Annotated in this window: 22 protein-coding genes and 1 pseudogene; 13 read left to right on the top strand and 10 right to left on the bottom strand. The window is 37.6% G+C overall.

Annotated features, from left to right (window positions below):
• Nucleotides 1-9: 9 nt before the first annotated feature.
• Entirely contained in the window at nucleotides 10-720 is a 711-nt protein-coding gene (gene phoB / locus B554_RS0114120; RefSeq protein ID WP_000650776.1) for a phosphate regulon transcriptional regulator PhoB, read from the bottom strand.
• A gap of 255 nt (nucleotides 721-975) precedes the next feature.
• Nucleotides 976-1,647 carry a TetR/AcrR family transcriptional regulator gene (locus tag B554_RS0114115; RefSeq protein WP_004704841.1) on the bottom strand — a complete coding sequence of 224 codons (672 nt, stop codon included), beginning with the start codon at nucleotides 1,645-1,647 and terminating at the stop codon, nucleotides 976-978.
• Between the two features lie 194 nt (nucleotides 1,648-1,841).
• Between B554_RS0114115 and B554_RS0114110 the strand changes: the two genes are divergently transcribed.
• A complete protein-coding gene (locus tag B554_RS0114110) occupies nucleotides 1,842-2,675 on the top strand; it encodes an SDR family NAD(P)-dependent oxidoreductase (RefSeq protein WP_004704843.1) in 834 nt (277 codons plus the stop codon).
• Nucleotides 2,676-2,731: 56 nt separating this feature from the next.
• On the opposite strand, the gene B554_RS0114105 is transcribed toward B554_RS0114110, so the two are convergent.
• The 5 genes from B554_RS0114105 to B554_RS0114085 form a co-directional block, all read right to left on the bottom strand.
• Nucleotides 2,732-4,099 (bottom strand): MATE family efflux transporter, encoded by a 1,368-nt coding sequence (locus tag B554_RS0114105; RefSeq protein ID WP_019458563.1) that lies wholly within the window; start codon nucleotides 4,097-4,099, stop codon nucleotides 2,732-2,734.
• A 105-nt stretch (nucleotides 4,100-4,204) separates the two neighbouring features.
• The gene (locus B554_RS0114100) at nucleotides 4,205-5,359 is read right to left on the bottom strand and encodes a pyridoxal phosphate-dependent aminotransferase (protein WP_019458562.1); all 1,155 of its coding nucleotides are present in this window, start codon (nucleotides 5,357-5,359) and stop codon (nucleotides 4,205-4,207) included.
• A gap of 27 nt (nucleotides 5,360-5,386) precedes the next feature.
• The gene (locus B554_RS0114095) at nucleotides 5,387-6,697 is read right to left on the bottom strand and encodes a DUF445 domain-containing protein (protein WP_019458561.1); all 1,311 of its coding nucleotides are present in this window, start codon (nucleotides 6,695-6,697) and stop codon (nucleotides 5,387-5,389) included.
• A gap of 13 nt (nucleotides 6,698-6,710) precedes the next feature.
• Nucleotides 6,711-7,274: a CC0125/CC1285 family lipoprotein gene (locus B554_RS0114090; RefSeq protein ID WP_019458560.1), complete on the bottom strand. Its 564-nt coding sequence runs from the start codon at nucleotides 7,272-7,274 to the stop codon at nucleotides 6,711-6,713.
• A gap of 60 nt (nucleotides 7,275-7,334) precedes the next feature.
• The gene (locus B554_RS0114085; protein ID WP_004704852.1) at nucleotides 7,335-7,874 is read right to left on the bottom strand and encodes a DUF924 family protein; all 540 of its coding nucleotides are present in this window, start codon (nucleotides 7,872-7,874) and stop codon (nucleotides 7,335-7,337) included.
• Nucleotides 7,875-8,042: 168 nt separating this feature from the next.
• On the opposite strand from B554_RS0114085, the gene gshA reads away from it, so the two are divergent.
• The 10 genes and pseudogenes from gshA to B554_RS19020 all read left to right on the top strand — a co-directional run bounded on the left by gshA (nucleotide 8,043) and on the right by B554_RS19020 (nucleotide 19,233).
• Complete coding sequence (gshA, locus tag B554_RS0114080) at nucleotides 8,043-9,620, top strand: glutamate--cysteine ligase (protein WP_019458559.1); 1,578 nt, start codon at nucleotides 8,043-8,045, stop codon at nucleotides 9,618-9,620.
• Nucleotides 9,621-9,634: 14 nt separating this feature from the next.
• Nucleotides 9,635-10,150, top strand: a complete 516-nt coding sequence (locus B554_RS0114075; RefSeq protein WP_019458558.1) for a disulfide bond formation protein B — start codon at nucleotides 9,635-9,637, stop codon at nucleotides 10,148-10,150.
• Between the two features lie 166 nt (nucleotides 10,151-10,316).
• A pseudogene (locus B554_RS0114070) lies at nucleotides 10,317-13,341 on the top strand (type VI secretion system Vgr family protein); the annotation flags it as partial.
• 3 nt (nucleotides 13,342-13,344) lie between these two features.
• A complete protein-coding gene (locus B554_RS19175) occupies nucleotides 13,345-13,632 on the top strand; it encodes a hypothetical protein (RefSeq protein WP_019458556.1) in 288 nt (95 codons plus the stop codon).
• On the top strand, nucleotides 13,625-14,188 hold the full coding sequence (locus B554_RS0114065; RefSeq protein WP_025465228.1) for a hypothetical protein: 564 nt from the start codon (nucleotides 13,625-13,627) through the stop codon (nucleotides 14,186-14,188). Before B554_RS19175 ends, B554_RS0114065 begins: the two co-directional genes overlap by 8 nt.
• Nucleotides 14,188-16,134 carry a LysM peptidoglycan-binding domain-containing protein gene (locus B554_RS19255; RefSeq protein WP_019458554.1) on the top strand — a complete coding sequence of 649 codons (1,947 nt, stop codon included), beginning with the start codon at nucleotides 14,188-14,190 and terminating at the stop codon, nucleotides 16,132-16,134. Before B554_RS0114065 ends, B554_RS19255 begins: the two co-directional genes overlap by 1 nt.
• Complete coding sequence (locus B554_RS0114055) at nucleotides 16,131-16,856, top strand: SH3 domain-containing protein (protein ID WP_019458553.1); 726 nt, start codon at nucleotides 16,131-16,133, stop codon at nucleotides 16,854-16,856. The genes B554_RS19255 and B554_RS0114055 overlap by 4 nt, the downstream gene beginning before the upstream one ends.
• 387 nt (nucleotides 16,857-17,243) lie before the next feature.
• The gene (locus tag B554_RS0114050; RefSeq protein ID WP_019458552.1) at nucleotides 17,244-17,705 is read left to right on the top strand and encodes a hypothetical protein; all 462 of its coding nucleotides are present in this window, start codon (nucleotides 17,244-17,246) and stop codon (nucleotides 17,703-17,705) included.
• A gap of 147 nt (nucleotides 17,706-17,852) precedes the next feature.
• Entirely contained in the window at nucleotides 17,853-18,593 is a 741-nt protein-coding gene (locus B554_RS0114045) for a lysozyme inhibitor LprI family protein (protein WP_019458551.1), read from the top strand.
• A gap of 112 nt (nucleotides 18,594-18,705) precedes the next feature.
• Nucleotides 18,706-19,233, top strand: coding sequence for a hypothetical protein (locus B554_RS19020; RefSeq protein WP_025465227.1), 528 nt, complete (start codon nucleotides 18,706-18,708; stop codon nucleotides 19,231-19,233).
• Between the two features lie 60 nt (nucleotides 19,234-19,293).
• Here B554_RS19020 and B554_RS0114035 read toward each other — a convergent pair whose 3' ends face one another.
• Nucleotides 19,294-20,637, bottom strand: a complete 1,344-nt coding sequence (locus tag B554_RS0114035; protein WP_019458549.1) for a hypothetical protein — start codon at nucleotides 20,635-20,637, stop codon at nucleotides 19,294-19,296.
• Nucleotides 20,638-20,848: 211 nt separating this feature from the next.
• Between B554_RS0114035 and B554_RS0114030 the strand changes: the two genes are divergently transcribed.
• Both B554_RS0114030 and parE read left to right on the top strand, forming a co-directional pair.
• The gene (locus tag B554_RS0114030) at nucleotides 20,849-21,430 is read left to right on the top strand and encodes a YqiA/YcfP family alpha/beta fold hydrolase (protein ID WP_019458548.1); all 582 of its coding nucleotides are present in this window, start codon (nucleotides 20,849-20,851) and stop codon (nucleotides 21,428-21,430) included.
• Nucleotides 21,431-21,444: 14 nt separating this feature from the next.
• Nucleotides 21,445-23,328 (top strand): DNA topoisomerase IV subunit B, encoded by a 1,884-nt coding sequence (gene parE / locus B554_RS0114025; protein WP_019458547.1) that lies wholly within the window; start codon nucleotides 21,445-21,447, stop codon nucleotides 23,326-23,328.
• Between the two features lie 116 nt (nucleotides 23,329-23,444).
• On the opposite strand, the gene B554_RS0114020 is transcribed toward parE, so the two are convergent.
• Nucleotides 23,445-23,948 carry an ureidoglycolate lyase gene (locus tag B554_RS0114020; protein WP_019458546.1) on the bottom strand — a complete coding sequence of 168 codons (504 nt, stop codon included), beginning with the start codon at nucleotides 23,946-23,948 and terminating at the stop codon, nucleotides 23,445-23,447.
• Nucleotides 23,945-24,955, bottom strand: a complete 1,011-nt coding sequence (gene alc, locus B554_RS0114015) for an allantoicase (protein ID WP_019458545.1) — start codon at nucleotides 24,953-24,955, stop codon at nucleotides 23,945-23,947. The genes B554_RS0114020 and alc overlap by 4 nt, the downstream gene beginning before the upstream one ends.
• Between the last annotated feature and the right edge of the window lie 70 nt (nucleotides 24,956-25,025).

Raw genomic sequence — 25,025 nt, 5'->3', positions numbered from 1 at the left:
AAATTTTGGTTAACCTGCGGCTAAATCTGCACGTGTAGAGAAACGATAACCTGTACCACGTACTGTCTGAACAAATCGGTCAACACCAAAAGGTTCTAAGACTTTACGTAAACGACGAATATGTACATCGATGGTACGATCTTCGATGTATACATTACCGCCCCATACCTGATCGAGCAACTGTGCACGTGTATATGCACGCTCCGGATGGGTCATAAAAAATGCAAGCAAGCGATATTCAGTTGGTCCCATATCTAAAATGCTGTTGCCAAAGCTTACACGTTGGCTTACAGGATCAAGAATTAAACCATTGGCATCAATTGTTTTTTCACCGCTTAATGCATTTGCACGGCGTAGAACTGCTTTAATACGAGAAACTAGTTCACGTGTTGAAAATGGCTTAGTCATATAGTCGTCTGCACCGGCATCTAGACCTTGTACTTTGTGGTCTTCTTCTCCGCGAGCGGTGAGCATAATGACTGGAATTTCTGCTAAATTTTCATCGCGTTTTAAGCGGCGGCATAAGTCGACACCACTCACCCCTCCAGGTAACATCCAATCGAGCAAGATAAGCGCCGGACGTTGGTCGACGATAATTTGATGAGCCTGTTTAGCATCTTCAGCCTGTAAACATTGAAAGCCTGCCATGTCCAAAGAAGTATGGATCATTTCACGAATAGGAAGCTCATCATCGACAATTAAAATGTAGTCATCTTTCACAGCGTAATACCTTGTAGATTTTAACGGTGAACCGTTTTGTAGTTATGACAGGCTTATTACAAAGATTAATTATGACAATTTCATTGCAGAAAAGTCTATAAAATCGAATTTAGCAATAATTTGTGACAAAAATACGGCAAGCACATGACCGAATGATGACAGGAAAACATAAATTTTCTTAAAATCATTCAAGGTGTTATCAGTTTGCTTTCCTATAGGTTTCTTAGGTCAAAGTCGTGTCAAAAAACTTTAATATTATTTTGAAACTTGTGCCAATAAAGATAAGAAAACAATACGGCAAGCTGTCAAAACTTGCTCCAGAGACTGCTCAAAGCCTCCCATCACCCAGCGAATCGCAATTTGTGTCACGTATCCGTTTAAGCCAGTTGCGATTAAAGATAGCTCATTTTCATGATGTTGAATTTGCGGCATGGTCAGCATAACGAAAGCTTGAATCATACGATCAAACTGAGCAAGTGTTTCCTGAATGGTGGCCTGATTATGTAATTCTTGAACCAGAACTGCATCAACATAGATGATACGAGCTAGTCTTGGATCGTCTTTTAAGGTTGTCAGCAGTGCTCTTAAACCCGCATCGACCATTTTTTCTGGATCTGGCGCAGCTTTAATCACAGCTTGCATTAAGTTTTGTTGTAACTCTTCAATCATTTTTAAAAAGATAGTTTGGAATAAATCCTCACTCTTTTTAAAAGATTCATAAAAATAGCGCTCGGTGAGTTTTGCTTCTTGGCAAACATCTTTTACCGTCACTGAAAAAAAGCCGAGAGTTCCATAAGTTGCAATACCTGCTTCAATCAGTTTTTCGCGGCGTGCCTCTTTACGCTCAGTAAGAGATAACCCTTTGAACTGACGTTCTTTACTCACAGTTTTTGTTTTCTTTTTGCTGGTTGAGTCGTTTGTCGCCATAAAAAATGGTTTCCTGATTTATCGGTTTTTCGGCAAATATGGGCCTATGATAAAGCCGTCAGCAGAATTGTGCCAATCTATCTGAAATTACAGTGTACTATATTGACAATGAATATTGTCAAAATTATATTAAAAGAGTCTAAAGTGCACATGCAATGAACCGATTGTGCAAATCGAAAAACAAAGGATGGACAATGAAAAATTTTAAAAACAAAGTCGCTGCAATTACGGGCGCAGGTTCTGGCATTGGGCAACAACTAGCAATTCTCTTGGCAAAACAAGGCTGCCATCTTTCTTTGAGTGATATTAATGAAAAGGGCTTAGAGAAAACTGTTGAGCTATTAAAACCCTACAGCAACATTAGCGTAACAACTAAAAAGCTGGATGTTTCTGACCGAGAAGCTGTAAAACAGTGGGCACAGGAAACTGTGCAAGATCATGGTTCTGTTAATCTCATTTTTAACAATGCCGGGGTTGCCTTAGGTTCAACTGTAGAAGGCGCGACCTATGAAGATTTAGAGTGGATCGTTGGAATTAACTTCTGGGGTGTGGTTTACGGTACTAAAGAATTTTTACCGTTTATTAAGCAAACTCAAGATGGTCATATTATTAATATTTCTAGCTTATTTGGTTTAACTGCTCAACCTACTCAGTCTGGCTATAATGCCACTAAATTTGCGGTGCGTGGTTTTACCGAGTCATTACGCCAAGAGCTAGATATTGAAAAATGTGGCGTAAGCTCGTTGTGCGTACATCCGGGTGGTATCCGTACCAATATTGCGAAAGCTGCAAAAATGAGCGATAGCTTGAACACCTTGGGTATGGATCCGACAAAATCGATTCAAAATTTTGACAAGCTATTGCGTACCCCACCAGAAGAGGCGGCTCGTCAAATTCTGGATGCAGTTTTGAAAAATAAGCGCCGTTTACTCATTGGTAGTGATGCAAAAATTCTAGACGCATTCCAGCGTTTATTCCCGACAGGGTACCAACGTGCTTCAACCATTGTGACCAAATTAATGAAATAACTTTTAATGTAAAAAAGCCATCATTTGATGGCTTTTTTTATAAGGCTTAATGCATTCTAAATAAGAACTTTGATCTTCTTTTTCTTCCAAATAAACTGATAATACAAGCCTTGAACAATACAGAGGCTGACAAATGCCAAGGCATAAGCAAACCAAATCCCTTTAAGTCCCCACATTGAGCTAAACCAGTAAGCACATGGAATTTCAATAAATAAAATAGCCGATATGTTTAATAGCATTGGGGCTGTTACGGTACCACTGGCACGCATGATGGATGCAAAAATGGCACCTGCACCAAAGAACAAAATTGCCCAAAGTACAATAAATAAAAGTTGCTGCCCTAACACCACCACAGTTGGGTCGGTAATGAATAAAGCCATTAAATATTTTGAAAATAGATAGCCCAGTGCGATTAGGGCACCTGTAAATAAAAAGTTCATACCTAGAGCCGTGCGGGTAACACGTGCAAGTAGGTCTGATTTACCTGCACCAATGGCTTGTGCTGCAAAAATTGAAGCTGCAATTGAGATTGATAAAGCAGGAAACTGAATATAGTTGAGTACTTGGTTCACAGCACCATATGCAGCTGTCGCATGAGCGCCAAAACGGTTGACTAAACCTACAATCACGAGTCCTGCCATAGAGGTGGTAATCATTTGAATACCAGTTGGCACACCTAGGCGCAAAATGATTTTGCTTAAGTCTGGGTTATGACGAATATGCTGCAAAAGTTGGCGGTTCGGTCGAAGCGGATGCTTTTTCTTGTTTAGGTAAATTGCCAGAAAAATTAGAATCGCAATATAACTAATAATAGACGCTATAGCCGGTGCAATAATACCGAGAGCAGGAAAACCAAAATAACCCTTAAGCAATATAGGGGTAATAATTACGCCAACTACACTAGTTAAAGCAAGTGCCAGTAAAGGTGTCGTACTGTCACCTACACCGCGTAAAATAGAGGTATAGATAATATAGACAAAGAGAAGTGGACTACCTGCCAACATCCACTGCACATAAGGCAACGAGAGATGCATGACCTTTGGGTCGGTGCCTAAAATCTCTAAAATATCATGGGCAAAAAACACACCAATAATTGCGGTAATGATACCGCCAATAATGGTCATAAACAGAGTAGACCCTACGACACTTTGAACTTTTTCTATATCCTGCGCACCCCATGCTTGCCCGACTAAAATAGTCGTACCCGTTGAAATTCCGATAATAAAAGCCAGCAGTAAAAACAAAATGGGGAAATATACAGAAACTGCGGCAATTGCATCGACCCCCATCATTTGGCCAACAAAAATGGTGTTAATGGTGCCGGACAAGTTCTGCAAAATATTGGTTGCAATGAGTGGCAATAAGAAAACAAAAAATGTTTTCCATAGATTTTGCTGATGAATTAAAGACTGTCTTGGTGGCATGTATTCTCCATCGCCCATCTCTTTGATGAGCGGGGCAGATATTCAACTTAGCATATTTAGAGGAAATTTCTTGTAGTGTTTTGCTATGCTAAGTTTCTAAATTTATTAACATTCATTCAAGATTTCTCCTGCTTTTTGCAATGTTTCATCATTTTTAGCAAAGCAGAAACGAATGAGGCGTAAAGACTCCGGCGCTTGTTGGTAAAACACCGAAACTGGAATGGCCACAATTTTATGTTGCTCGGCAAGAAACTGGCACATTTCAACATCGTTTAAATCGGGTCTAATCTGGCTGTAGTCAAGGTTTTGGAAATAAGTGCCTTGAGACGGTTTAAGTAAAAAACGGCTATTATGAATTGCGTGATTAAATCGATCCCGCTTAGTTTGATAAAACTGTGAAAGTTCCCGAATATGTTCCGGATGCTGTTGCATATATTGCGCTAAGGCAATCTGACAAGGTGTCGTGCCACAGAAATTCGCATATTGGTAAATCTGACGGAATAAACCCATTAATTTAGGTGAAGCCACACAGTAACCTGTTTTCCAACCTGTCACATGAAAGGTTTTCCCAAAAGAACCAATCACAAAACTACGTTCTCTAAGCTCTGGAAAATGCAACGCACTAAAGTGTTGCTGACCGTCAAAAACTAAGTGTTCATACACTTCATCAGATAAAACCACAATATTTTTATCTCGAATCAGTTCAATAAGCTCTAACCAGTCCTGTTTTTCCCATATGGTGCCAGTTGGATTGTGGGGCGTGTTCACCACAATCATACGGGTTTTGTCATTGACCAGATCTTTAACTTGCTGCCAGTCAACCTTAAAGTCAGGTGCTTGCAGAGCAATATGAACAGCTTTGCCACCTGCTAGTTGAACAGAAGGGCTGTAGCTGTCATAACTCGGGTCAAAAATAATGACTTCATCACCTGCATTGATGCAGGCTTGTATAGCACAGAAAATAGCGATGGTCGCGCCAGGTGTAATCGTGATTTGTGTGACAGGATCAAGTTGAAGTTGGTCGCGCTGTTGAAACTGTAAAGCAAGCTGTTCACGCAGAGCGAGAATGCCATCACCTGGTGGATATTGATTGTGCCCAGCCAAAGTTGCCTGTGAGAGGGCTTCGAGCAAAGCAGGAGGTGCAGGAAAGTCAGGGAAACCTTGTGAAAGATTAAGTGCACCCAAACGCTGTGCCATTGCCGTCATGGTACTAAAAATAGTGACCCCTTGTGCGGGCAATTTTGACTGAAGCTGTAGCATGTTGTTCTCTTAAAGAAATGATTAGGGTTATAAAATCGATTCAATTGCTGCGCGGATTACACCTAGAGTTAAACCGATAAATGCGCCAACTACAACGCCGTTTACGCGAATCATGTGTAAGTCGCCACCGACTTCATTTTCAATTTTTCCAATCATTTCACGTGAGTCCCATTCATGAATGCGTTCACTCACATAGCGTATGATTTTATGGCTATATTGATCGGTAAAAGTCAGTGCAAGCCCTGTCATTTCTTTGTTGAGAACTTCACGTACTTTGGTATTTTGAACAAGGTTTTCACCCAATTGCTGAATGGCAGCTCTCAGGTTCATTGCAATGCCAGAGTCTTCTTTCATTAAATCTTCTTTAATGGCATCACATAAAATTGTGACAGCACCACTAATGAAATTTAGAACTTGTGGACTATCTAACAGTGCATCTTTACCGCTATTTAGACGTTGGCTCGCAACACTATCTGGTTTTGCCAGCTCAAGCATGAGAGAGTGAGCAACAGTTTCAATTTCTTGCCGCCATGGGTGTTCAGGGTCAGCTAGCATTGATTCTACTTTTTCAATCAATGAGTCGATGGTGCGCTGCTGAACATCAATACCAATCCAGCTTGCACCCTTTGCCAGTGACCAGACTCCCAGCGCTTTAAACATTTTTCGGGTCAATTCACGAGTTTTATCAGGGTTCTGTACGACCCACTCATGCGCGATATCGAGACCACGCTGCAATACGTCTTGGTGGAAGTCATTTTCCAAGACTGCACGTAACATTTCGCTGGCAAGTTTATTGACTTGCGTATTGCGTACCCATTGCACGCTGTTGTTTTGCACAAAATTGGCAATTTGCTCTTGGCTCACAAACTCAAAAATTTTCGGTACCGTTTGTTGAATGAGCTGTACCACTTGTGTGTTGTTTTGTGGGCTTGCTAGCCATTGTCCAATGGCGAGGCTTAGGTCAGTTTTTTCTAAGCTTCGTTCAACCACTTGAGGTGACAGGAAGTTTTCCTGCACAAATCGGCCCATTGACTCTGCAATACGAGCCTTATTGCGCGGAATAATTTCGGTATGATCGCGCAAAAATTTAGGGATAGGAAGCTTACCAAATGGGTTTCGAAACAGAACGGTAATGGCATACCAGTCTGCAAGTCCACCGACTACGCCAGCTTCCGCACCTAACATTAAAATATGAATTAAGTTTGTGTACTCTGGCAAAAAGCGATTGGCAACCAATAAGCCAATCCACAACACTACAACAATAACCAGCGCCATCGTCGCAAAGTATTTGCTGCGCTTCAGATTGGGTGCATGGTGTACTTCTTCTGCCATATTCATACGGTCATCCTATTCATTTTTGTTTTACTGGCGGCTCAGGCGGTGGCAACAACTCTCCTGTCGGACTTAAGCCATATTTTTGTCCGATAGATTTGAGGATTAATGTTGCATCAAAAGCGTCCTGCGGAGCCTGCTTTTGATCCCGATAACATTCAATAGTATACGACACTTGAACAGGGTCGATATTGACCACTTGTGGGAAATCATAGAATGGATCATGCCAGAAACCCGGATAACGACGCCCATAACCATACGGATAAAAGCTTAGCGCAGCTGGGTAAACCACAGCCTGACGAGGTGGTTTTTGGCTTTGATTACTTGGGTCATTTTGTACTTTAAAAAAGCGGAAGCCTTTTTGTACAGTCGTTTGTGCTGATTTCACCAATGTAATTTCTTCAGCTGTTCCATAGCTCATGTTTGAGTCAGCTTGGAAGCTGATTCGGAACGTTTGTGCATTTAACGGATAGGCTGAAAACTGGCCAAGTTGATCGAAAGTTTTTGGTTTGCTAGGTATGGTAGAACAAGCACCTAGAGTTAAGGCAGTGCCTAAAGCTAAACAAAGAGAGAGATATTTCATGGTGAACTCCCAGCTGAGCATGGAAGAATGGATAACTCAGCATTAAAAAATAGAGCAGTCTTAAAAACTGCTGTTCGGTTCTAATAAAAATTCGGTTTCCTCTGGTGTTGAAACACGTCCGAGGATGGCATTGCGATGAGGATAACGTCCAAAGCGATCAATAATCACTTTATGCTTTTTCTCAAAGCTTAAATTAATTTCATTGCCGAGGCGTTGAAATAATTTTAAAGCAAACTCATGGATCAATTTTGATTCACTATGCATAAATGGCATATATAAAAATGAGCGTTGGTCAGGATTAAGCTGTGCATCGAGTTGCAAGCTAATTGCTTCTTGTGACAAAGCTAAAGCGAGGCTGTCATAAGCAAAAGATTCAGGTTGATCACGATAAATGTTGCGAGAAAACTGATCTAGCACAATAATCTCTGCAAGACGACCTTCTGCTGTTTTTCGCCAAGACCAAAGTTCTGCTTGAGTTGCCTGACGATGAATGTCTGCAAATTGATCACGGATTTTTTTGTCAAAATCATCACTTTTTGCAAACCAAAGTGAACGGTGTTCAGGTGAAAACCAGAAGTTTAAAATGTCTTGATCGTTCATGATATTGACAACTCTTTAGCAATTATTCTTCAATAAAATCACAATTCTTTCGTGTCTTAAATAACAAGATTGTGATAAAAATTGCCAAACTGAAATGATGTGATCATATCAACATCCATATCATGTCACGATTTTGTATATAGTGATCTTTTATAAGCGAGCAAATGCATGAGTCAACCCACTACACCATCTCAATCAGTTATTCCTGCTTGGGTGGATTCGTCGCTACTACAAGGCATGTTACGTGGAATAGAACGTGAAAGCCTACGTATGCAAAGTAATGGGTTCTTATCACAAGAGTTACATCCAAAGGCATTAGGTTCAGCTTTAACACATCCAAAAATTACGACTGACTATTCAGAAGCGTTGATGGAGTTTATTACTTCACCACAGCCAACGATTGGTGATGCCTTGCATGAACTCACCGATATTCATGCGGTTGTACACCGTCATTTAGAAAATGGTGAAAAGCTCTGGCCGTTGTCTATGCCATGTATGCTAGATGACAACGAAGAGCGTATTCGTTTAGCTCAATACGGTACTTCTAATATTGGTCGCTTTAAAACGCTTTATCGCCGTGGTTTGGGTATTCGTTATGGTCGCCGTATGCAGACGATTTCGGGGGTACACTATAATTTATCTTTTCCAGATTCTCTTTTTTCTGCTTTGCAGGCACATGAAACTGACGAAAAATTAAAATCACTCAGTCTGCAAGATTATCGTAGCCACCGCTATTTTGGTCTTATCCGTAACTTTATTCGTTTAACGCCACTGGTAATGTTTCTAGTCGGGGCGAGTCCTTCGGTTTGTCGTTGTTTCTTGACCGGACATCAACATCATTTACTGCCTTTAATCAAAGGGTCATACTATTTACCGTATGCTACAGCACTCCGTATGGGACGTTTAGGCTACCAAAACTCAGCACAAAAAAGTTTAGGTATTCACTACAACAACCTATCTGGTTATCTGGCTGGTTTACAAAAAGCAGTACATTCTCCTTACCCGCCATTTAGCCGTTTAGGGTTAAATGATGCCTCTGGTGAACCGTTGCAAATTAATGACCATGTTTTACAAATCGAGAATGAATATTACAGTCTCGTGCGTCCAAAACAGGTACCTCACGCAGGTGAAACACCATCTCAAGCCTTGCAAAATCGAGGCGTGGGTTATGTTGAACTCCGTGCAGTAGATGTAAATCCATATTCACCAATTGGTGTAAATGAAACAACGGCTGGTTTCCTTGAGGCATTGGCGCTTTATTGCTTACTCAGTGATAGCCCTGAGTTGTTGTGTCCTGAGCAAGATTTGATTGAGAAGAACCAGACAGAAGTGGTTAACCGTGGTCGAGCGCCAAACGCAACCATTACTGATTTAAACGGGTCTTACCATATTGAGGACTGGGCACGTCAGCATATTTCGAACATGCAGGCTTGTGCCAAATTACTTGATCAGACCTATGCAACAACTCTGTACAGCTCGGCTTTGACCGTAATGAAAGAACGCATTGATGAAGTAGATGAAACATTATCTGCGCATGTGATTGATGACACGTTAAAGCATGGTGGAACCTGGAGCTTTGGCAGTCATATGGCACAGATGCATGCTGAAAGTTATGAAAAGCATGAAATCAGTGCAGAGACTTTACAATATTTTGAACAATTGGCTGCACAATCTTTACAGCAGCAAGAACAACTTGAGCAAGATAGTCAGATCAGTTTTGATCAATATCTTGAACAATATAGATAAAAACGAGGTTTTACATGCGATTAAGTTACCGTTTGGTGAGTGGACTGCTTGTACTGGCAAGCATTGTCGGCATGTCTTTTGCGTTATATTTGGAACATGTAAAAGGTTTAGAGCCATGTCCGCTCTGTATTTTTCAACGTGTTGGCTTAATGGCAATGGGTTTTGTGGCGCTCATTGCATTTTTGCATAACCCAGTTTCCAATGCAGTTAAACGCTTCTACGCATTTTTAGCAGGCATTGCGATTTTATGGTCAGTCGGCGTGGCAGGCCGTCATGTCTGGATACAACATTTACCACCAGACCAAGTACCAAGCTGTGGACCGGGTTTAAATTACCTGATTGATGCTTTACCGATGAAAGCTGTTTTACAAGAAGTGCTTTCTGGTTCAGGTGAATGTGCTGCTATTGATTGGACCTTTTTAGGTCAGTCTTTGCCAGTTTGGTCATTAGTGTATTTTGTTTTGCTATTACTGGTTTGTTTATGGCAATTATTCCGTTTTTATCCAGTATTTAAGACGGCTAAAAACTAAGTTTAATATGATTAAAAAAAGCCCAACTCAAGTTGGGCTTTTTTTAATCACTTTAGAATAAGTGAGAATATAAGAAAAATTGATAAAAATAACGCATAATTTTATAGACAGATAGTTCTGTTTTTTATAAAGTGCACCCGTTTATATATCCTTACGATTATAAAAAATGCTTTTTAATATATTTAGTGTCTTGGAAAAAATAGGGCTAAATGCTCAGAAACGTGCTATCCATGTACAGTTCTCTAATGAACTACTCAATAACCAAATATTCTTACAACGTATAGAAGGCCAACATCAGCTGAATGGTGGCCTAATGGCAGAGTTGATTTGCCTTTCAACCAATGCCCAAATTGCATTGAAGCAATTTATTGGTGTTCAAGTCGCTGTTGATCAGGTCACAGATTCGGGACAATTGTTCCGAACAACAGGTATTGTGACTGAAGCCAGTTATGGACAAAGTGATGGCGCCCTAACGCTTTATAAGCTGACTATAGAAGATGCGACAAATTTATGGCACAAACGCCGTAATAGTCGTGTTTTCATGAATAAAAGTATCGTAGAAATTACCGAAGTTCTATTTAAAGAGTGGCAAGAAAAAAGTCCACTGTTTGCTGCGAGTTTAAGTCTAGACTTGGGTGGGTTAAGTCAAAACTATGATATTCGACCTTTCACCATGCAGCACAATGAGTCTGACTATGACTTTCTTACGCGCTTATGGCGAAGTGAAGGCATTAGTTGGCTCATTGATGAGTCAGAACTTTTTGTTCCGCATTTTACTGCGCCCATACAAGCTCAAAAACTAAGACTCATTGATGACAATAGCCAGTATCAGGCTTTAGAGCGTCGTAGTATTCGCTATCACAGAAGTAGCGCAACCGAATATCAAGATAGTATTACTGGTTTTGTTGCAGTGCGAAGTTTGCAACCGACAGCGGTACATGTGCAGCGCTGGCAACCCGATGCCCTTGCACAAGAAGAGGGTAATGGTTCGGTTGTTACCACGCATACACATTCGGATAACTTCGACTCAGCCACTTTAAGTCTTGAGCAAGCATGGCACGTAAGCCCCGCTTGGATGCAAGATTTAAAAGGAGAAGATCAGGCAACCGCTTCGGGTAGTAGTCAGTTAGAAAAACTAAATCAGCACTTCACCGACATGCATGCGAGTCGGGCTAAATACTTTAAAGCTTATAGTAGTGTCCGCGATAGCCAAGTCGGTTATTGGTTTAATCTACGCGAGCACCCTGAAATTGATCAGCATCAAGGGGCAGATCAAGAGTTCTTGATCATTGCTAAAAACTTCTATAACCAAAATAACTTGCCTAAAGATTTACATCAGCAGGTTAGCCAGTTATTAACCCAAAGTCGTTGGGATCAACATGGTTATGATGATATAGAGCGTCAAGGTAATGAACTGACTCTAATACGCCGTCAAATCAAAACTGCACCTGAATATAATCCAGAACAGCACCGCCCCATTGCCTACCCACAAAGAGCGAAAGTCGTGGGGCCACAAGGAGAAACCATTCATGTCGATGAATGGGGGCGCATTAAAGTACGTTTTCTATTTACCCGTAGTGATGATCATGGCCATGACGGTGGTGCAGGGAGCAATGATAACGATACCGACTCGGCTTGGGTGGATGTGCTGACTCCTTGGGCAGGAGAAGGCTATGGCGCACGTTTCTTGCCACGTATTGGTGAAGTGGTTGTCATTGACTTCTTTGATGGCAATATTGACCGTCCATTTGTGACTGGGCGCATCCATGAAGCACAGCGCTCACCAACCAAGTTCGATATAAAAGGACAGCTTCCTGCAACTAAAAAACTGAGCGGGATTCGCAGCCAAGAAATCAATGGAAGTGGCTTCAACCAATTACGCTTTGATGACACAACTGGACAAATTAGTACCCAACTCCAAAGTAGTCATGCGGCAACACAGCTGAATTTGGGTAATTTAAGCCATCCGAAAGAACAAGAGACGAGCCAAGGCCGTGGTGAAGGCTTTGAGCTGAGAACAGATGCTTGGGGAGCTGTGCGTGCGGGTAAAGGCATGCTGATTAGTACCTATGCACAAGAGCAGGCGATTGCTGACCATTTAGAGGCTGCACAAGCACAATCTTTACTTTCACAAGGCTATGAAAGCATGAAAATGCTCAGTGAAGTTGCAGCCAAGCAACAAACTGATGCTTTGAATGTGATTAATCGCTTACCTAAATTCATCCAGTCGCTTGAGCTAAAAACCACAGGTCAGGCATTAAATAGTACGGTGAATCTATTTAAAGAAGGGATTAATAACGATCCTATCCACGCTTTAAAAGACTGTGGCGGCTTTATTCAAGACATTGGTGCACTAGGTGGAAATGCAAAAGGCGTTGTAGATGAATTTAATGCTTTCTTTACCGATGCCAAAGATGCAGTGGAAAACTTAAAAGCGTTCATCGAAAACGTTGAAGAACATGGTGCCGATATCGTTAAAGGTAAGCTTGCAAGCATTAAAGATCGCATTCATAAAAATCCATTTGAGAGTATTAAAGAGGTCGGAAAAGTCTTAGCCAATGTCGAGACTAAAGACTTTGACATGATGAGTGTATGTGGAACTTTTAGTAAAGGCAGTAAATTGGAAGTATCACCTTCTAAAGCATTGAGTTCTTTACAAGGCTTTATGGAGGGTTATACCCAAGGTTTAGAAAGCAGTTCCGATACTAAACAGCAAGAACAAGGAAAAATCTTTAGACAAGCGCTTATGTTATTAGCATCGCCAAATGGCATTGCTTTGACGACGCCTGAAAATATTATTTTACAAGCTTCGCAAGATATTGCTGAAAGTGCCAGCGGCTCAATTAATTTGAGTGCACAGAAAAATATTATTGGGCATGCACAAGACAAAATTAGTTTGTTTGCCGCGCAAAAGGGTTTAAGTGCGTTTGCTGCTAAAGGACCAATCAAAGTACAAGCGCAAACAGACGGTATTGAAATGCTCTCAAGAAAAAATATTAAAATTCTCTCTGTTGAAGATAAGATTGAAATAATTGGACAGAAAGAAATTGTACTAAATGCTGGTGGTAGTCAATTAACAATTTCAGATAAAGGAGTTTTTTATTAATACACCTAGATTATTTCATGCTAAAGCAGGTCAGCATAAATTTGATGCAGGTGCTATTGTAAATTATTCTTTTCCAAATTTACCGAGTATGTATTATGGTAATTTTAATGTTAAGGATAAAAATAATAATCCTATAAGTGGTCAAAAATATAAGATGACTCTACCAAGTGGAAAAGAAATTCTAGGATTTACAGATGAAAATGGTAGTACAGTTACTGGATATTCTGGCGAAGATAATCAAAAATTAAAATTAGAAATTATTGAGGATCTACATCAAGATATCTGGTATCAACCAAAATCTACATATGAATATGAAACAATTGATGACTTAGAAATACCAGTAAATTTTGATAAAGAGGTTGATGAAAATGAATAAAATATATATTAGTTTATCGATGGTTTTTATTTTTAATATAAGTGGTTGTGCTACAGTAGCTCAAAGTGCTCCTATATATGAGAAATATGAATCTCAAAATTTAAAATGTGGTGAAGCTAATATTAAAGTAATCTCTTATTGTTATGATCCTGAAAAAGGGCTTGAAGATAGAGGTAGTGGTGGTATTGTCAGAGAGTGTAAAAGTAGTGTAATTAATATAAATAATAAGAAAGAAATAAATATACCAGTAATGGCAGAAAGCCAAAAACAATTATTAAAAAAACAAGGATATGATTTTTCAGGAAATCTTGAAGAAGGAAAGTGGAGCTTAGTTAGTTTTGCATGTATTGAAAATAATCAAAGTTCTTTTCTTTTATTAAATCAAGCAACTTCTAATAATATAAATATGATGGATCATAGTAAAGGATCATTGTGGGATAACCCAGTGCTATTAGATCTTAAAGGTAATATAATTAAAAATGGAAATAAGGAAATACTAAAAAATAGTAAAAAAGGAAAAGCAATTTCAGCTAATGCAGTTTATGGGAATGAATAATGGGTGATATTTATCAATTACTAAAGCCAAAAAAGGGATATGCATATACTAAGGAGCAAATAATTGACGCCTCATTAGTAAATTTACCTATACCTACAGGGAAAAAGTTAAAAGGTAATTCTAGAATCATTGGTGATGTAGATGAGGAAACCTTCAAAATTATCGTTGATACAATTATTTCTTTATGTTCTAGATTCAATTTAGAATACCAAGAAATAGCTTATACACTATTAATTTGTTTAGCTGAATCTGGTTTCAATCCAGATGCGGCCGCTGGAACCACAAGTGCATCAGGTCTTGCTCAATATACAAGATCAACAGCAGATGCTTTTAAATCAAGATCAAAATCAATACTAGGTTTTGAAATAGACATGAGCGGAACAAATGTCTTTGATGCAAATATAGGTTGTCATGGTGTTTTAGTCGCTTTTTTATTTAATAAAAATTTAGCCCTAAAATGGGGTTTTAAACCTGATGATGATAAATATTGGCAATTGATTTATATGCTTCATCATGATGGTCCTGGTTATTATGAAGATGACCGAGGAAAAGAACGAGCATTGAGATTTAAATGGCGAAAAGATGCTGTAGATACTTATGAGAGAGTTTTTAAGAAAAATTTACTTTTATTAACGACTTTATTAAAACAAAAAGTTGAAACAAAGTTAAAACTTACTGATCATGAGGGTAAAGCAATTGAAAATAAAAATTATGTTATAGCTACAGTTAAAAGCTCTGATAGAAAAAAACCTACGCATTTGTCAATGAATAGAAATGAAAAGAAAGAGGTAAATGTAGTATTTGGAAAAACCAATTCCAATGGTGAGTCATCTCCAGTTCATTCGAGAATTGGAGATGAGATTATTACTCTTTTATTACCTGATAATTTTAAGAATTTAATTAATACAAAATCAGCTGGCAATTATGTAGTTAAAAAGGGCGATACTCTAGAAAAGATTGCAAAAAGAAATGGTACTAGTGTCGAGCAGCTTGCCAAGGATAATAATTTAAAAGATAAAAATAAAATATCTATTGGGCAACAACTTAAAGTAAAATCTGATGTAAAATATATAGTAAAGCAAGGAGATACTTTAGAAAGTATTGCAAAAAGAAATGGTACTACTGTTGAGCAGCTTGCCAAAGATAATAATTTAAAAAATATTAATAGAATAGCCATTGGACAAGAACTTAGAGTACATAAATTCCTAAGACATAAACCATCTAATAGTGCTTTAAAGGATATTTTTGGTTCTTTAGGATTAGATAATATAAATTTAGATTTAATAACATTTTCCAAAAATCATACAGCTAAGCCTAAAGGCAGTTCTAGTAATACAACTAGTAAAAGTAAATCAAATTTAATAGAGTTGAGAACACCGGTAAGTGCTGAAGCTGTAAAGCCAAAAAAACAAACTAAACCTGTTATAGAACAAAATAAAACGCAATCAAACGGGAATAATAAGACTGTAAAAGTAGATGTAACAGATGGCATGGCTGTTATTTATACATTTCAAGATACTGAATATGGACCACATGATGCACCAAAGGTCGGTTATACAGTTTTTTATGATCACTTAGGTAATAAATTATACAGTTTTAAAACTGGTAGTAGAGTATCAAGTAAATCTAAAAAAAATGCAGATGGCCCTTTTAGTGGTTTCTATACATATATTGCTGGAGGAAAGCGAAATAGTAAGTTGGGAGCTGCCTATGGAACTACAAAAATTATGACCACAGATAGCCGTGCAAGATGGGTACATGGCGGGGGAAGTGGTTTAAGTGATCCATATGCTGAGAAACAAGGTTGGAGAGTCACTATGGGTTGCACAAGAGCACAAAATATAGATGTTGAAAATTTGGCAAAAAAAATTACAGAATTTAAAAAGCAATATCCTAAAATAAAGATCAAATATATTCGAGATAGTAAAGGAACTTATCCTAAATGAAGAAACAACTTAAGTTTATAATTTTTACTTTTCTAATGACTGGTCCTATAGTATCTTCATACGCTGACTTTGGTTTTATTCAAGATAAGGATGGATACGTTAATGTACGAGGAAATTCAAGTTTAAATTCTAAAGTTACGACCAAATTAAATAATAATGAAATTGTTTCTTGTGTGATGGATGAAGGGACAAATAATTTTTGTTTAGTTAATGCAAGCAATGGTGTAACTGGATTTGTCTATAAAAATAGAATAAATAATTTTAGTGGTTACACTTCTATTAAGCTATCTCAATATTCTAGAGAAAAGGTTGTCTATAGTGATAAAAATATAATAGTAGAAGTGTATGCAAAAAAAGCTATTTTAGATCCTAAACTTTATAAAACTTTTAAAGGTGAATATAAGTATTTCAATAATAAACAATTCTTTGGTACTGATGGTAGTTTACCTAATAATGATTTTTTACAACTTGATAAAATCATAATTAAGGATAAAGATAAGAAAATAGAAATTGGTAAAAATGATATAGAGCAATACTTTTTTCCTAAAAATGGTATAGATGGTGACAAGAACGAGCTTGCTGATTTTAAAATATATTATTTAAATAATAATATTTATATTTTAAATACTTTTAATAATGGTGGTGCAGCAGCTTACAATATTGTTTTAAAAGTAAAAAATGGAAAAGTAGTTGCTAATAAAGCTTGGAAGGTTGAAATTTAAAATATTTTCTTTCTTCTACAAAAGCTAATTTATTAAAGGAGCCCAACAAAAGTTGGGCTTCTTTACGCCTCTAAAATCCCTTCCAAATCTTTGAGTGTATAGTTCCATTCATCAATTATGAGTTTGAATATCTTCTTGTACATAATCATGTACATGAGGAAAAAACTAGCAAGAAATTTTTTTAGAAAAATTAGGTGGCACTGAATTTAAAAATACTTTAAGCTAAAAAATATTACTTTATGTGAGTTTTAATAAAAGTATAAGATAAAATGTGTAATTCTAAAAATATATGCAAAATATAATTATAGATGAGTTAAATAAAAATATTGTTATGATGTTTTTTTGTAAGTTTTCTTATAAAATAAAGCACCAGCTTAGGTGTAATTTATGAAATACAAATTATTTACATTTATTTTTCTATCTATTTTATGTAGTGTTACAAATGCAAGTAACGATGATAAATGTTTTGAAGACTCAAAAAGTTTAATCACAAACTTATATAAAAACTATCCTGTGGATGGAAATAAAATTATTGAGAGTGCTGATAGAAAAACTATTTCTAGGTTTTTTTCTAATCAATTAACAAATATGTTAGTAAAAGATTATGCTTGTAGAAGTAATTTAAATGGTGTATGCAATATAGATTTTAATATTTTAAGTAATGCACAAGATGATATAGGTAAATTTAGTATACTACAAGCTACAGATAATATTGTTACTGTTAAATTTAATACGCCTACACATGGTGAGTTTATTGATTTTTTGATAGAAAATAAAGGAAAATGTAAGATTATTAAGAATATAAAATACGATAATAATACTAATTTGATTAAGATTTTGCAGCAATAATATTTATTTCTATTTAGTGTATACTAGTGTAATATATAAATTATGGTTGGGTAAAACAAGAAACTTTAATATATTTTTGATGTTGTTGTAAATTTTTTATAAAATAGAAACTTGTCTGAATTTTGATTTTTATTGAAGGTATATATAGTGAGAAATAGTTTCACTAAGTTTTCTAATATTTTATTAGTCTCTAGTTTGAGTATCTATTCAAATGCTGCAGATTATAAACCACAACGGTTAGACGAGAAAACAATATATAGTAATAGTGAGCATGATCTAAATAGTATATATTCAGATATAAAAAGCTATATCAGTGATAATAATAATGAAGTTAAGTATCTGGTAGATACTCAACGCTCTTGGTTGAAAAATAGAAATTTAAAATGTAAATTTAATGGGAAAGAAGCAAGTAGTGAAAACTATAAATGTTTAAGTGATTTTAATAATTCTAAAATAAAAGATTTGAAAAAGTCATATTTGGACCTTGATAGTTTAGAGGGAAATCTAATAAAACCATTTAAATACACAAATGGTATTGTGAAAGAGTTAGAAACAGGTGGATGTTATTGTAGTGAAAGTACAATTAAAATTTTAAAAAACAAAATTTATATATATAAAGCTTGTGATCAAGGGTTAAAGGAGCCACGTATATATAATATTGTTGGTAAGAAAAAAGACAGATTTTCTGTGGAATATCAAATTGATACGAATAATAATAAAGTTCCGGAATTTAATTTAGCAATTGTTACTCACGGTAAAAATGTTTGGAATATAGCTCCGAAAATTTTTAGAAAAGAAGATTTAATAAATTTAAATTTTGGAATTAATTATACAACTGATATGAATATAAAAAATAAGAAAAATGATTGTCATAATGATGAAGAGTAATTGTCCGTTGTTAAAATTTTGATTGCATTTGATAATAGTAATATCAGCTTAAAATATGATATTGCTATTATTATAAAATAGAAATTCGAAGCGAATAATGAGTTTATTTAAAATTAAAAAATATTTTAATGTTATTGTGTTTATCATATCATTTCTAATATATTCTCAAAATTTATTTGCAAAGGATCAATGTAATATTGACCAACAAGTAAACTTAAACATATTCAAGAAAAATGATTATAAATTCTATAACTATATATGTGAATCTTCAGAAGGTTTATATCTTAAAGGTTATTTAGGAGATAAAGATAAGAAGATATTTGTTGATAATTACTCTGATTTTGCAGCTAAAGAAAGTCCTAGACTTTTAGCTGTCAGCATATACAAACCCAACAAAAGAAAACCTCCAATATTGATTACTATTAATTCAGCATATTACTGTTGTACTCCACAAATAGAAGGGAAGATTTATCAAGTTAAGCTATATCAAATTAGTGAAAATAAGATATTAAATCTGAAAAATATAACAAATATATTAGGTAGTAATGCAGAGGGTTTTGAAGGAATTGCAGAAGGGAAAGTCTATTATAAATATAAAACCATATCTGAAATCAAAAAATGGTTAGATAAAAATTATTGATTGGTTTATAACCTTGAAAAATATAAAATTTAAAACAGCCCAACAAAAGTTGGGCTTTTTTTACGTCTCTACAATTCCTTCTAAATCTTCAAGCGTATAGTTCGGCATATCAATAATATGGGTTTGAATACCGTCTTGCACATAATCATTCACATGAGGATATAACCAGCGAGTAATCTGCTCAGCAACACTCGAATGATACTGAATTTCAAAGTGATTTAAGCCATAAAAAACGGCTTTATGTGAGTCTGGAACTTTAAGCTGAAAACGTGGATTTGGATGTTCGCCAAGTGCACTTTTCACACTCACCAAATAGTCGCCAATCACGGTAAGCGCTTTATTACGCACCTTTTCAAACTCGAGTGTTCCTGCCACTAAAAAGGTATTGATATGGGAAGGTAGGGGAGCTGGAGCACGGTTGTCATCCATCATGCCTATACGGGCATCCATATATTCCCAGTCATCGTCACGAACACTACCGTGGCGTAGGTCTAAAATGCCATTACTACGAATATTGACTAACTGACCCAGTAACCCAACAAATGGGAATGCCCCGAGCTTATCTTGTATAGCAAAGCCAAAGCGCTCTAGTACTGCACCATGGTGTGGAGAACCAATACAGACTAAGTTCTCGACCATATGAATCCATTGGTACATATTCTGTTTGCCGTAAAACAGCGCGCTACGGGAAACCAGCCCACCCATACTATGACCAATGATATCAATACTGGTAATTCTTGGATTACGTTGTACCAAATCTTCTAACAAGTTAGAGAAACTGCGGCCATTGGCTGAAATGCGGCGACCTGTGTTGTAGTTTAAATACAGCATGGTATTGCTATCACGCTGCGCGAGCAGACGCTCACCAATACCGCCATAGTGTGCATTTGACCAAGTCAGGTGGTTCATACATAGACCATGAGCCAAAATCACAATACGGCCTGCAAGTTCGCCTTGCTGGATTGCACCGTAGTGGTCGTATAGCACCATGGGTAAGGCAAGGGGACTATGTTGTTTAAGTAAATAGTCTCCAAAAATACCATTTAAAATACCCACCAAGAAATGTTGGCTCGGGGTGAGTGGTTTTTCGTGAAGTGTGGGATATTTTTCAATTATGTGACGTAAACTTGGCGCTAAAAAATGGCTACCATATTTTTGTAAAGCGCCATAAGAAAATTGATATAGCTTTTGCACAAATGGTCGTTTTTGAAAGTTTTTTGCATTTTGGGCACTAATACCAAAAGCATTTTTTAATACTTCAATATTAATGACTTGTATTAATTCATGTACACCATTTAAGCTGGTGCTGAACAGTTGAGCTAAACCTTCTAGTACGTCGGCCTGACTCGGTGGCGTACGATCCCATTTACAATAAGTTTCATGTAACGGTGTTAAGCTCGGCATATCTTTTCCCCATTTACGTTATAACCGACGTTTTAAGCTGTACTTTTTATCAACGGCAGCTAACGTTTCCATCTTAGTAGTTTAAATAACACATGTTTTTAAAATACTGATGAATGGTAAGTTGAATCGTTTTTCTTGTCTGACAATAGTGTTTTTATATACAAACTGAGAACAAAAATGTGAGTTTATTCTCAATTTAAGAGGGAAATATATGAATATTATCTACCTCCATGGCTTTAATAGCAGCTCTTCTTCGATTAAAGGGCTGAGCCTTAAGCAGTATTGTAGCGAATTGGGCATCAATGTGCATTTGCCAGATTTAAATAGATCTCCAGATCAGGTCGTAGCGCAAGTTTCAGAGCTAATCGAGTCTTTACAAGATGTGGCGTTAGTCGGCAGTAGCCTCGGCGGTTTTTTTGCGACATATTTTGTCGCGAAATATAATATTCCGGCTGTACTGATTAACCCTGCTATGCAACCATGGAAGTTGTTTGATAAGTTATTTCAAGTTGAAAGCATGCCTTATAAGGTGAATGATCAATGGTCAATTGATCATGTTCAGTTACGACAGTTAGAACAACTGGAACTGAAACAACCTGAAAATGCCGACAAAATACTCGTCTTACTGCAACAAGGCGACGAAATTTTGGATTATCGTCAAGCACAACGCTATTATAGTGCTGCAACACCATCCTCATTGATTTTGACGGATGCTCATGGCAATCATGCCATGGAAGATTTTGAAGAAAAATTACCCTTAGTGATCGAATTCTTTGCGCACACCATCAAATAAGGAAAACGTACAACGTGACACAATATACGGCTCAATCGCTTGAAGTCCTTTCTGGTTTAGACCCTGTTCGTCGTCGTCCGGGAATGTATACCGATACGACTCGACCTAACCATTTAGCCCAAGAAGTTATTGATAATGCTGTCGATGAAGCATTAGCTGGTCATGCTGACAAAATCTGTGTCACGGTTTATAAAGATGGTTCATTGTCGGTTGAAGATAATGGCCGTGGTATGCCAGTCGATATTCACCCTGAATATGGCCAAAGTGGTATTGAAATCATTCTGACCAAGCTCCACGCAGGTGGTAAATTCAGTACCGATAACTACCAGTTTTCAGGTGGTTTGCATGGTGTGGGGATTTCGGTTGTAAATGCTTTATCAACACGTGTTGAGGTCGAAGTTCAACGTCAGGGTAATGTATACCAAATGGCTTTTGAGCAAGGTGAACCTGTTGCGCCTTTAGCAGTGCTAGAAGGTAAAGCACCAAAACGTGCGACTGGTACAACGGTACATTTCTGGCCTGAAGCTAAATATTTTGATAGTCCAAAATTTGCGTTAAAAGCACTCAAACATAATTTAAAAGCGAAAGCTGTTTTAGCAGCTGGTTTAAAAATTATTTATATCGATCAAATTAATGATGAAAAAATCGAATGGCAGTTTGAAAATGGCCTCGTCGATTATTTGATGGATGAATTACAAGACCGCGAAATTTTGCCAAACCCTGCATTTGTAAGTAGTGGACAAGCAGACCGCGCAGCCTGTGAGTTTGCGATTTGCTGGAATGTAGAAGGCGGTGAGCAGGTTCAAGAAAGTTACGTCAACTTGATTCCAACTGCACAAGGCGGTACGCATGTGAACGGTTTACGTTCAGGCGTGACCGAGGCGTTACGTGAGTTCTGTGAATTGCGTAACTTGTTACCGCGTAATCTTAAACTTTCGGCAGAAGATGTTTGGGATGGCGTGAACTATATCTTGTCGCTCAAGTTCCAAGAGCCACAATTTTCTGGTCAAACCAAAGAGCGTCTTTCGAGTCGTGAAGCATCAAATATTGTTTTAAATATTGCTAAAGATGCATTTGCGCTCTGGCTCAACCAACATGCTGAAATTGCTATGCAACTGGCGGAAATGGCGATTTCTAAAGCGGGCCGTCGTTTAAAAGCAGCCAAGAAAGTCGAGCGTAAAAAGATTGTTTCTGGCCCAGCTTTACCGGGTAAATTGGCAGACTGTGTTGGTCAAACGCGTGAAGAAAGTGAGTTATTCATTGTCGAGGGTGACTCTGCGGGCGGGAGTGCCAAGCAAGCGCGTGATAAAAACTTTCAGGCCATCATGCCAATTCGTGGAAAAATCCTAAACACATGGGAAGTCTCTTCAGATGAAGTACTCGCTTCTCAAGAAGTTCACGACATTGCGATTGCGATTGGTGTAGATCCGGGTAGTGATGATTTGTCAGAACTACGCTATGGCAAAATCTGTATTTTGGCCGATGCCGACTCGGACGGTTTACATATTGCGACTTTGCTTTGTGCCTTATTCGTTAAGCACTTTCCTGCATTGGTGGAAGAAGGTCATTTATTTGTAGCAATGCCACCACTGTTCCGTATCGATATTGGTAAAGATGTCCATTACGCACTCGATGATGATGAACTTGAAACCATTTTGAAAAATGTCAAAGGCAATAAAAATCCTCAAATTACTCGATTCAAGGGACTAGGTGAGATGAACGCGATTCAGCTTCGCGAAACAACCATGGATCCTAACACTCGTCGTTTAGTACAGCTTGATCTGGATGATGCACATTTAACAGCTGGTTTACTCGATAAATTGCTTGCGAAAAAACGTTCCGCAGATCGTAAGCAGTGGCTTGAGCAGAAGGGTAACTTAGCCGATATCACTGTTTAAAATAGAATTAAAAAATCCCCGCTCAATTGGCGGGGATTTTTATTTTAGTTACAGATGATTCGGTGTATTTATATAATCAATTTAAAATAGACAAGTCTGTATAAATTACTCTTTATTTAAAACCTAATTTCTATAGATTGTGGAAACTGAAAAACATCACAATTTGCTCCACTTCCGATGCGATCTACTACTGCAAAATCACTTGGTGACTCAAAAGTAAGCAAAGGGTGATGCCATGTGCCTGCCCGATAATTGATACTTTGCTTTCCATTTGAAACGAAAGCACAGAGCTTGGAAATATCGGGAGTGTTTTCATCTAAAGCGGGCGCGACAATAATTAAAAACTTTTGTTGCTGTAATGGAATAAATGCCTGAGAACCTTTCGGATGACGCTCTAGCATTGAAATTTCCAGAGGTAATACACTGGTCTTAATATTACGGAAAATACTAATTCCTGCCTTTGCTTCACCTTCAATTTCAGTTTCAGCGAGCGCATGGTAGCGCTCGGTGTGGGCATCATTAATATGAAAAAAGTCATGCCCGTCGCAACAAATGACTTCTCCGAAGGGTTGAAAGTTTTCAATAGTTAAGGGCTGAATTTGAACAGTATTCATGATCATGATTTAGCAATTTTCCCCCATAAACGAACACGGCTAATACCACCGTCTGGAATCATGTTAATGCGAATATGAGAGATCTTTTCATGCTGTAAAATCTCATTCACATATTCATGAATATGATCCATTTGCATTGCTTGAGCTTCAAGTAAATAAGACCAGAACATACTTTGTGGAATTAACTGTGCATCGGTTGCATTTTCAAGGTAAACCGCTTGTATAGATACTTGGGCAGGGAAGTTCCCTTTAAAATGAGCTGTATCAATTTCAAGTTTCTCAATTTTTCCGCTTTTACCCAACGCAAGAATACACCAGTCATAACCCGGTGCGCGGCGGCGTTTGGTTTCCCAACCATCGCCCATGTTGATACCACGACCAGGGTTAATCAAATTACGTGGGTGTCCAAAGTGCGCATCGCTATAGGCAATTACGCGACCACCATTTTCAAGTGCTAATAAATCAAGCGTTTGCTCACTATCAGTCACCTGAATGTGAACATCTCCATAAACACGCAAACGAGCAACACCGCCATCTGGGAAAATATTGAGGCGTATATGGGTAAAAAGTGCATCATTATTGACCATAAAAATATGATGCTGACTTGGCCCTAGCTCAGTATTTTCTAGAACATTCTCCCATTTTGCACCTGTTAGGTCTCCATTTGGTGCATAACACGCTTCTAATGAGGCAGATGCAGGATAATTTCCTGTAAAAAAGCTGGTATCAATATCAATTGCATTGATTTTTCCACTCACTCCGAGCTTCACAATACACCAGTCATATCCCGCGTGACGCTTACGGCGCGTTTCCCAACCGTCCATCCATTTACCGTTGTCATCAAATTTATCTTCAACAAAAATAGGTGCTTCAAATTGCAGCATACGCTTTGCTTCTGCAAAGAAATCATCTGAACACTCAATGACTTGTGCACCAATTCGGACATCTGCCAAATTGGTTTTTGTGTTCAAAATTTCAGGAAGTTCAAAAGCTGGAGCGTGTAAAGTTGCCATAATGGGGTATCCGTATTTCTTGTTAAAAACATGATTTTTCATTTAAAACTATCAACATACAGAGCACGTT

It is taken from the genome of Acinetobacter sp. GG2 (genome assembly GCF_000292385.1).
In the GTDB taxonomy this organism is placed as follows: Bacteria; Pseudomonadota; Gammaproteobacteria; order Pseudomonadales; family Moraxellaceae; genus Acinetobacter; species Acinetobacter seifertii.
Note: the sequence above shows the minus strand (reverse complement) of the source record. Positions and strands in the feature narration are given on the sequence as shown.

Coding starts and splice junctions, on each gene's coding strand:
- B554_RS19175 (WP_019458556.1), top strand. CDS start 13,345: ATGTATTATGGTAATTTTAATGTTAAGGATAAAAATAATAATCCTATA.
- B554_RS0114065 (WP_025465228.1), top strand. CDS start 13,625: ATGAATAAAATATATATTAGTTTATCGATGGTTTTTATTTTTAATATA.
- B554_RS0114035 (WP_019458549.1), bottom strand. CDS start 20,637: ATGCCGAGCTTAACACCGTTACATGAAACTTATTGTAAATGGGATCGT.
- B554_RS0114100 (WP_019458562.1), bottom strand. CDS start 5,359: ATGCTACAGCTTCAGTCAAAATTGCCCGCACAAGGGGTCACTATTTTT.
- alc (WP_019458545.1), bottom strand. CDS start 24,955: ATGGCAACTTTACACGCTCCAGCTTTTGAACTTCCTGAAATTTTGAAC.
- B554_RS0114105 (WP_019458563.1), bottom strand. CDS start 4,099: ATGCCACCAAGACAGTCTTTAATTCATCAGCAAAATCTATGGAAAACA.
- B554_RS0114055 (WP_019458553.1), top strand. CDS start 16,131: ATGAAGAAACAACTTAAGTTTATAATTTTTACTTTTCTAATGACTGGT.
- B554_RS0114090 (WP_019458560.1), bottom strand. CDS start 7,274: ATGAAATATCTCTCTCTTTGTTTAGCTTTAGGCACTGCCTTAACTCTA.
- B554_RS0114115 (WP_004704841.1), bottom strand. CDS start 1,647: ATGGCGACAAACGACTCAACCAGCAAAAAGAAAACAAAAACTGTGAGT.
- gshA (WP_019458559.1), top strand. CDS start 8,043: ATGAGTCAACCCACTACACCATCTCAATCAGTTATTCCTGCTTGGGTG.
- B554_RS0114020 (WP_019458546.1), bottom strand. CDS start 23,948: ATGATCATGAATACTGTTCAAATTCAGCCCTTAACTATTGAAAACTTT.
- B554_RS19255 (WP_019458554.1), top strand. CDS start 14,188: ATGGGTGATATTTATCAATTACTAAAGCCAAAAAAGGGATATGCATAT.
- B554_RS0114075 (WP_019458558.1), top strand. CDS start 9,635: ATGCGATTAAGTTACCGTTTGGTGAGTGGACTGCTTGTACTGGCAAGC.
- B554_RS0114095 (WP_019458561.1), bottom strand. CDS start 6,697: ATGAATATGGCAGAAGAAGTACACCATGCACCCAATCTGAAGCGCAGC.
- B554_RS0114050 (WP_019458552.1), top strand. CDS start 17,244: ATGAAATACAAATTATTTACATTTATTTTTCTATCTATTTTATGTAGT.
- B554_RS0114030 (WP_019458548.1), top strand. CDS start 20,849: ATGAATATTATCTACCTCCATGGCTTTAATAGCAGCTCTTCTTCGATT.
- B554_RS0114085 (WP_004704852.1), bottom strand. CDS start 7,874: ATGAACGATCAAGACATTTTAAACTTCTGGTTTTCACCTGAACACCGT.
- B554_RS0114110 (WP_004704843.1), top strand. CDS start 1,842: ATGAAAAATTTTAAAAACAAAGTCGCTGCAATTACGGGCGCAGGTTCT.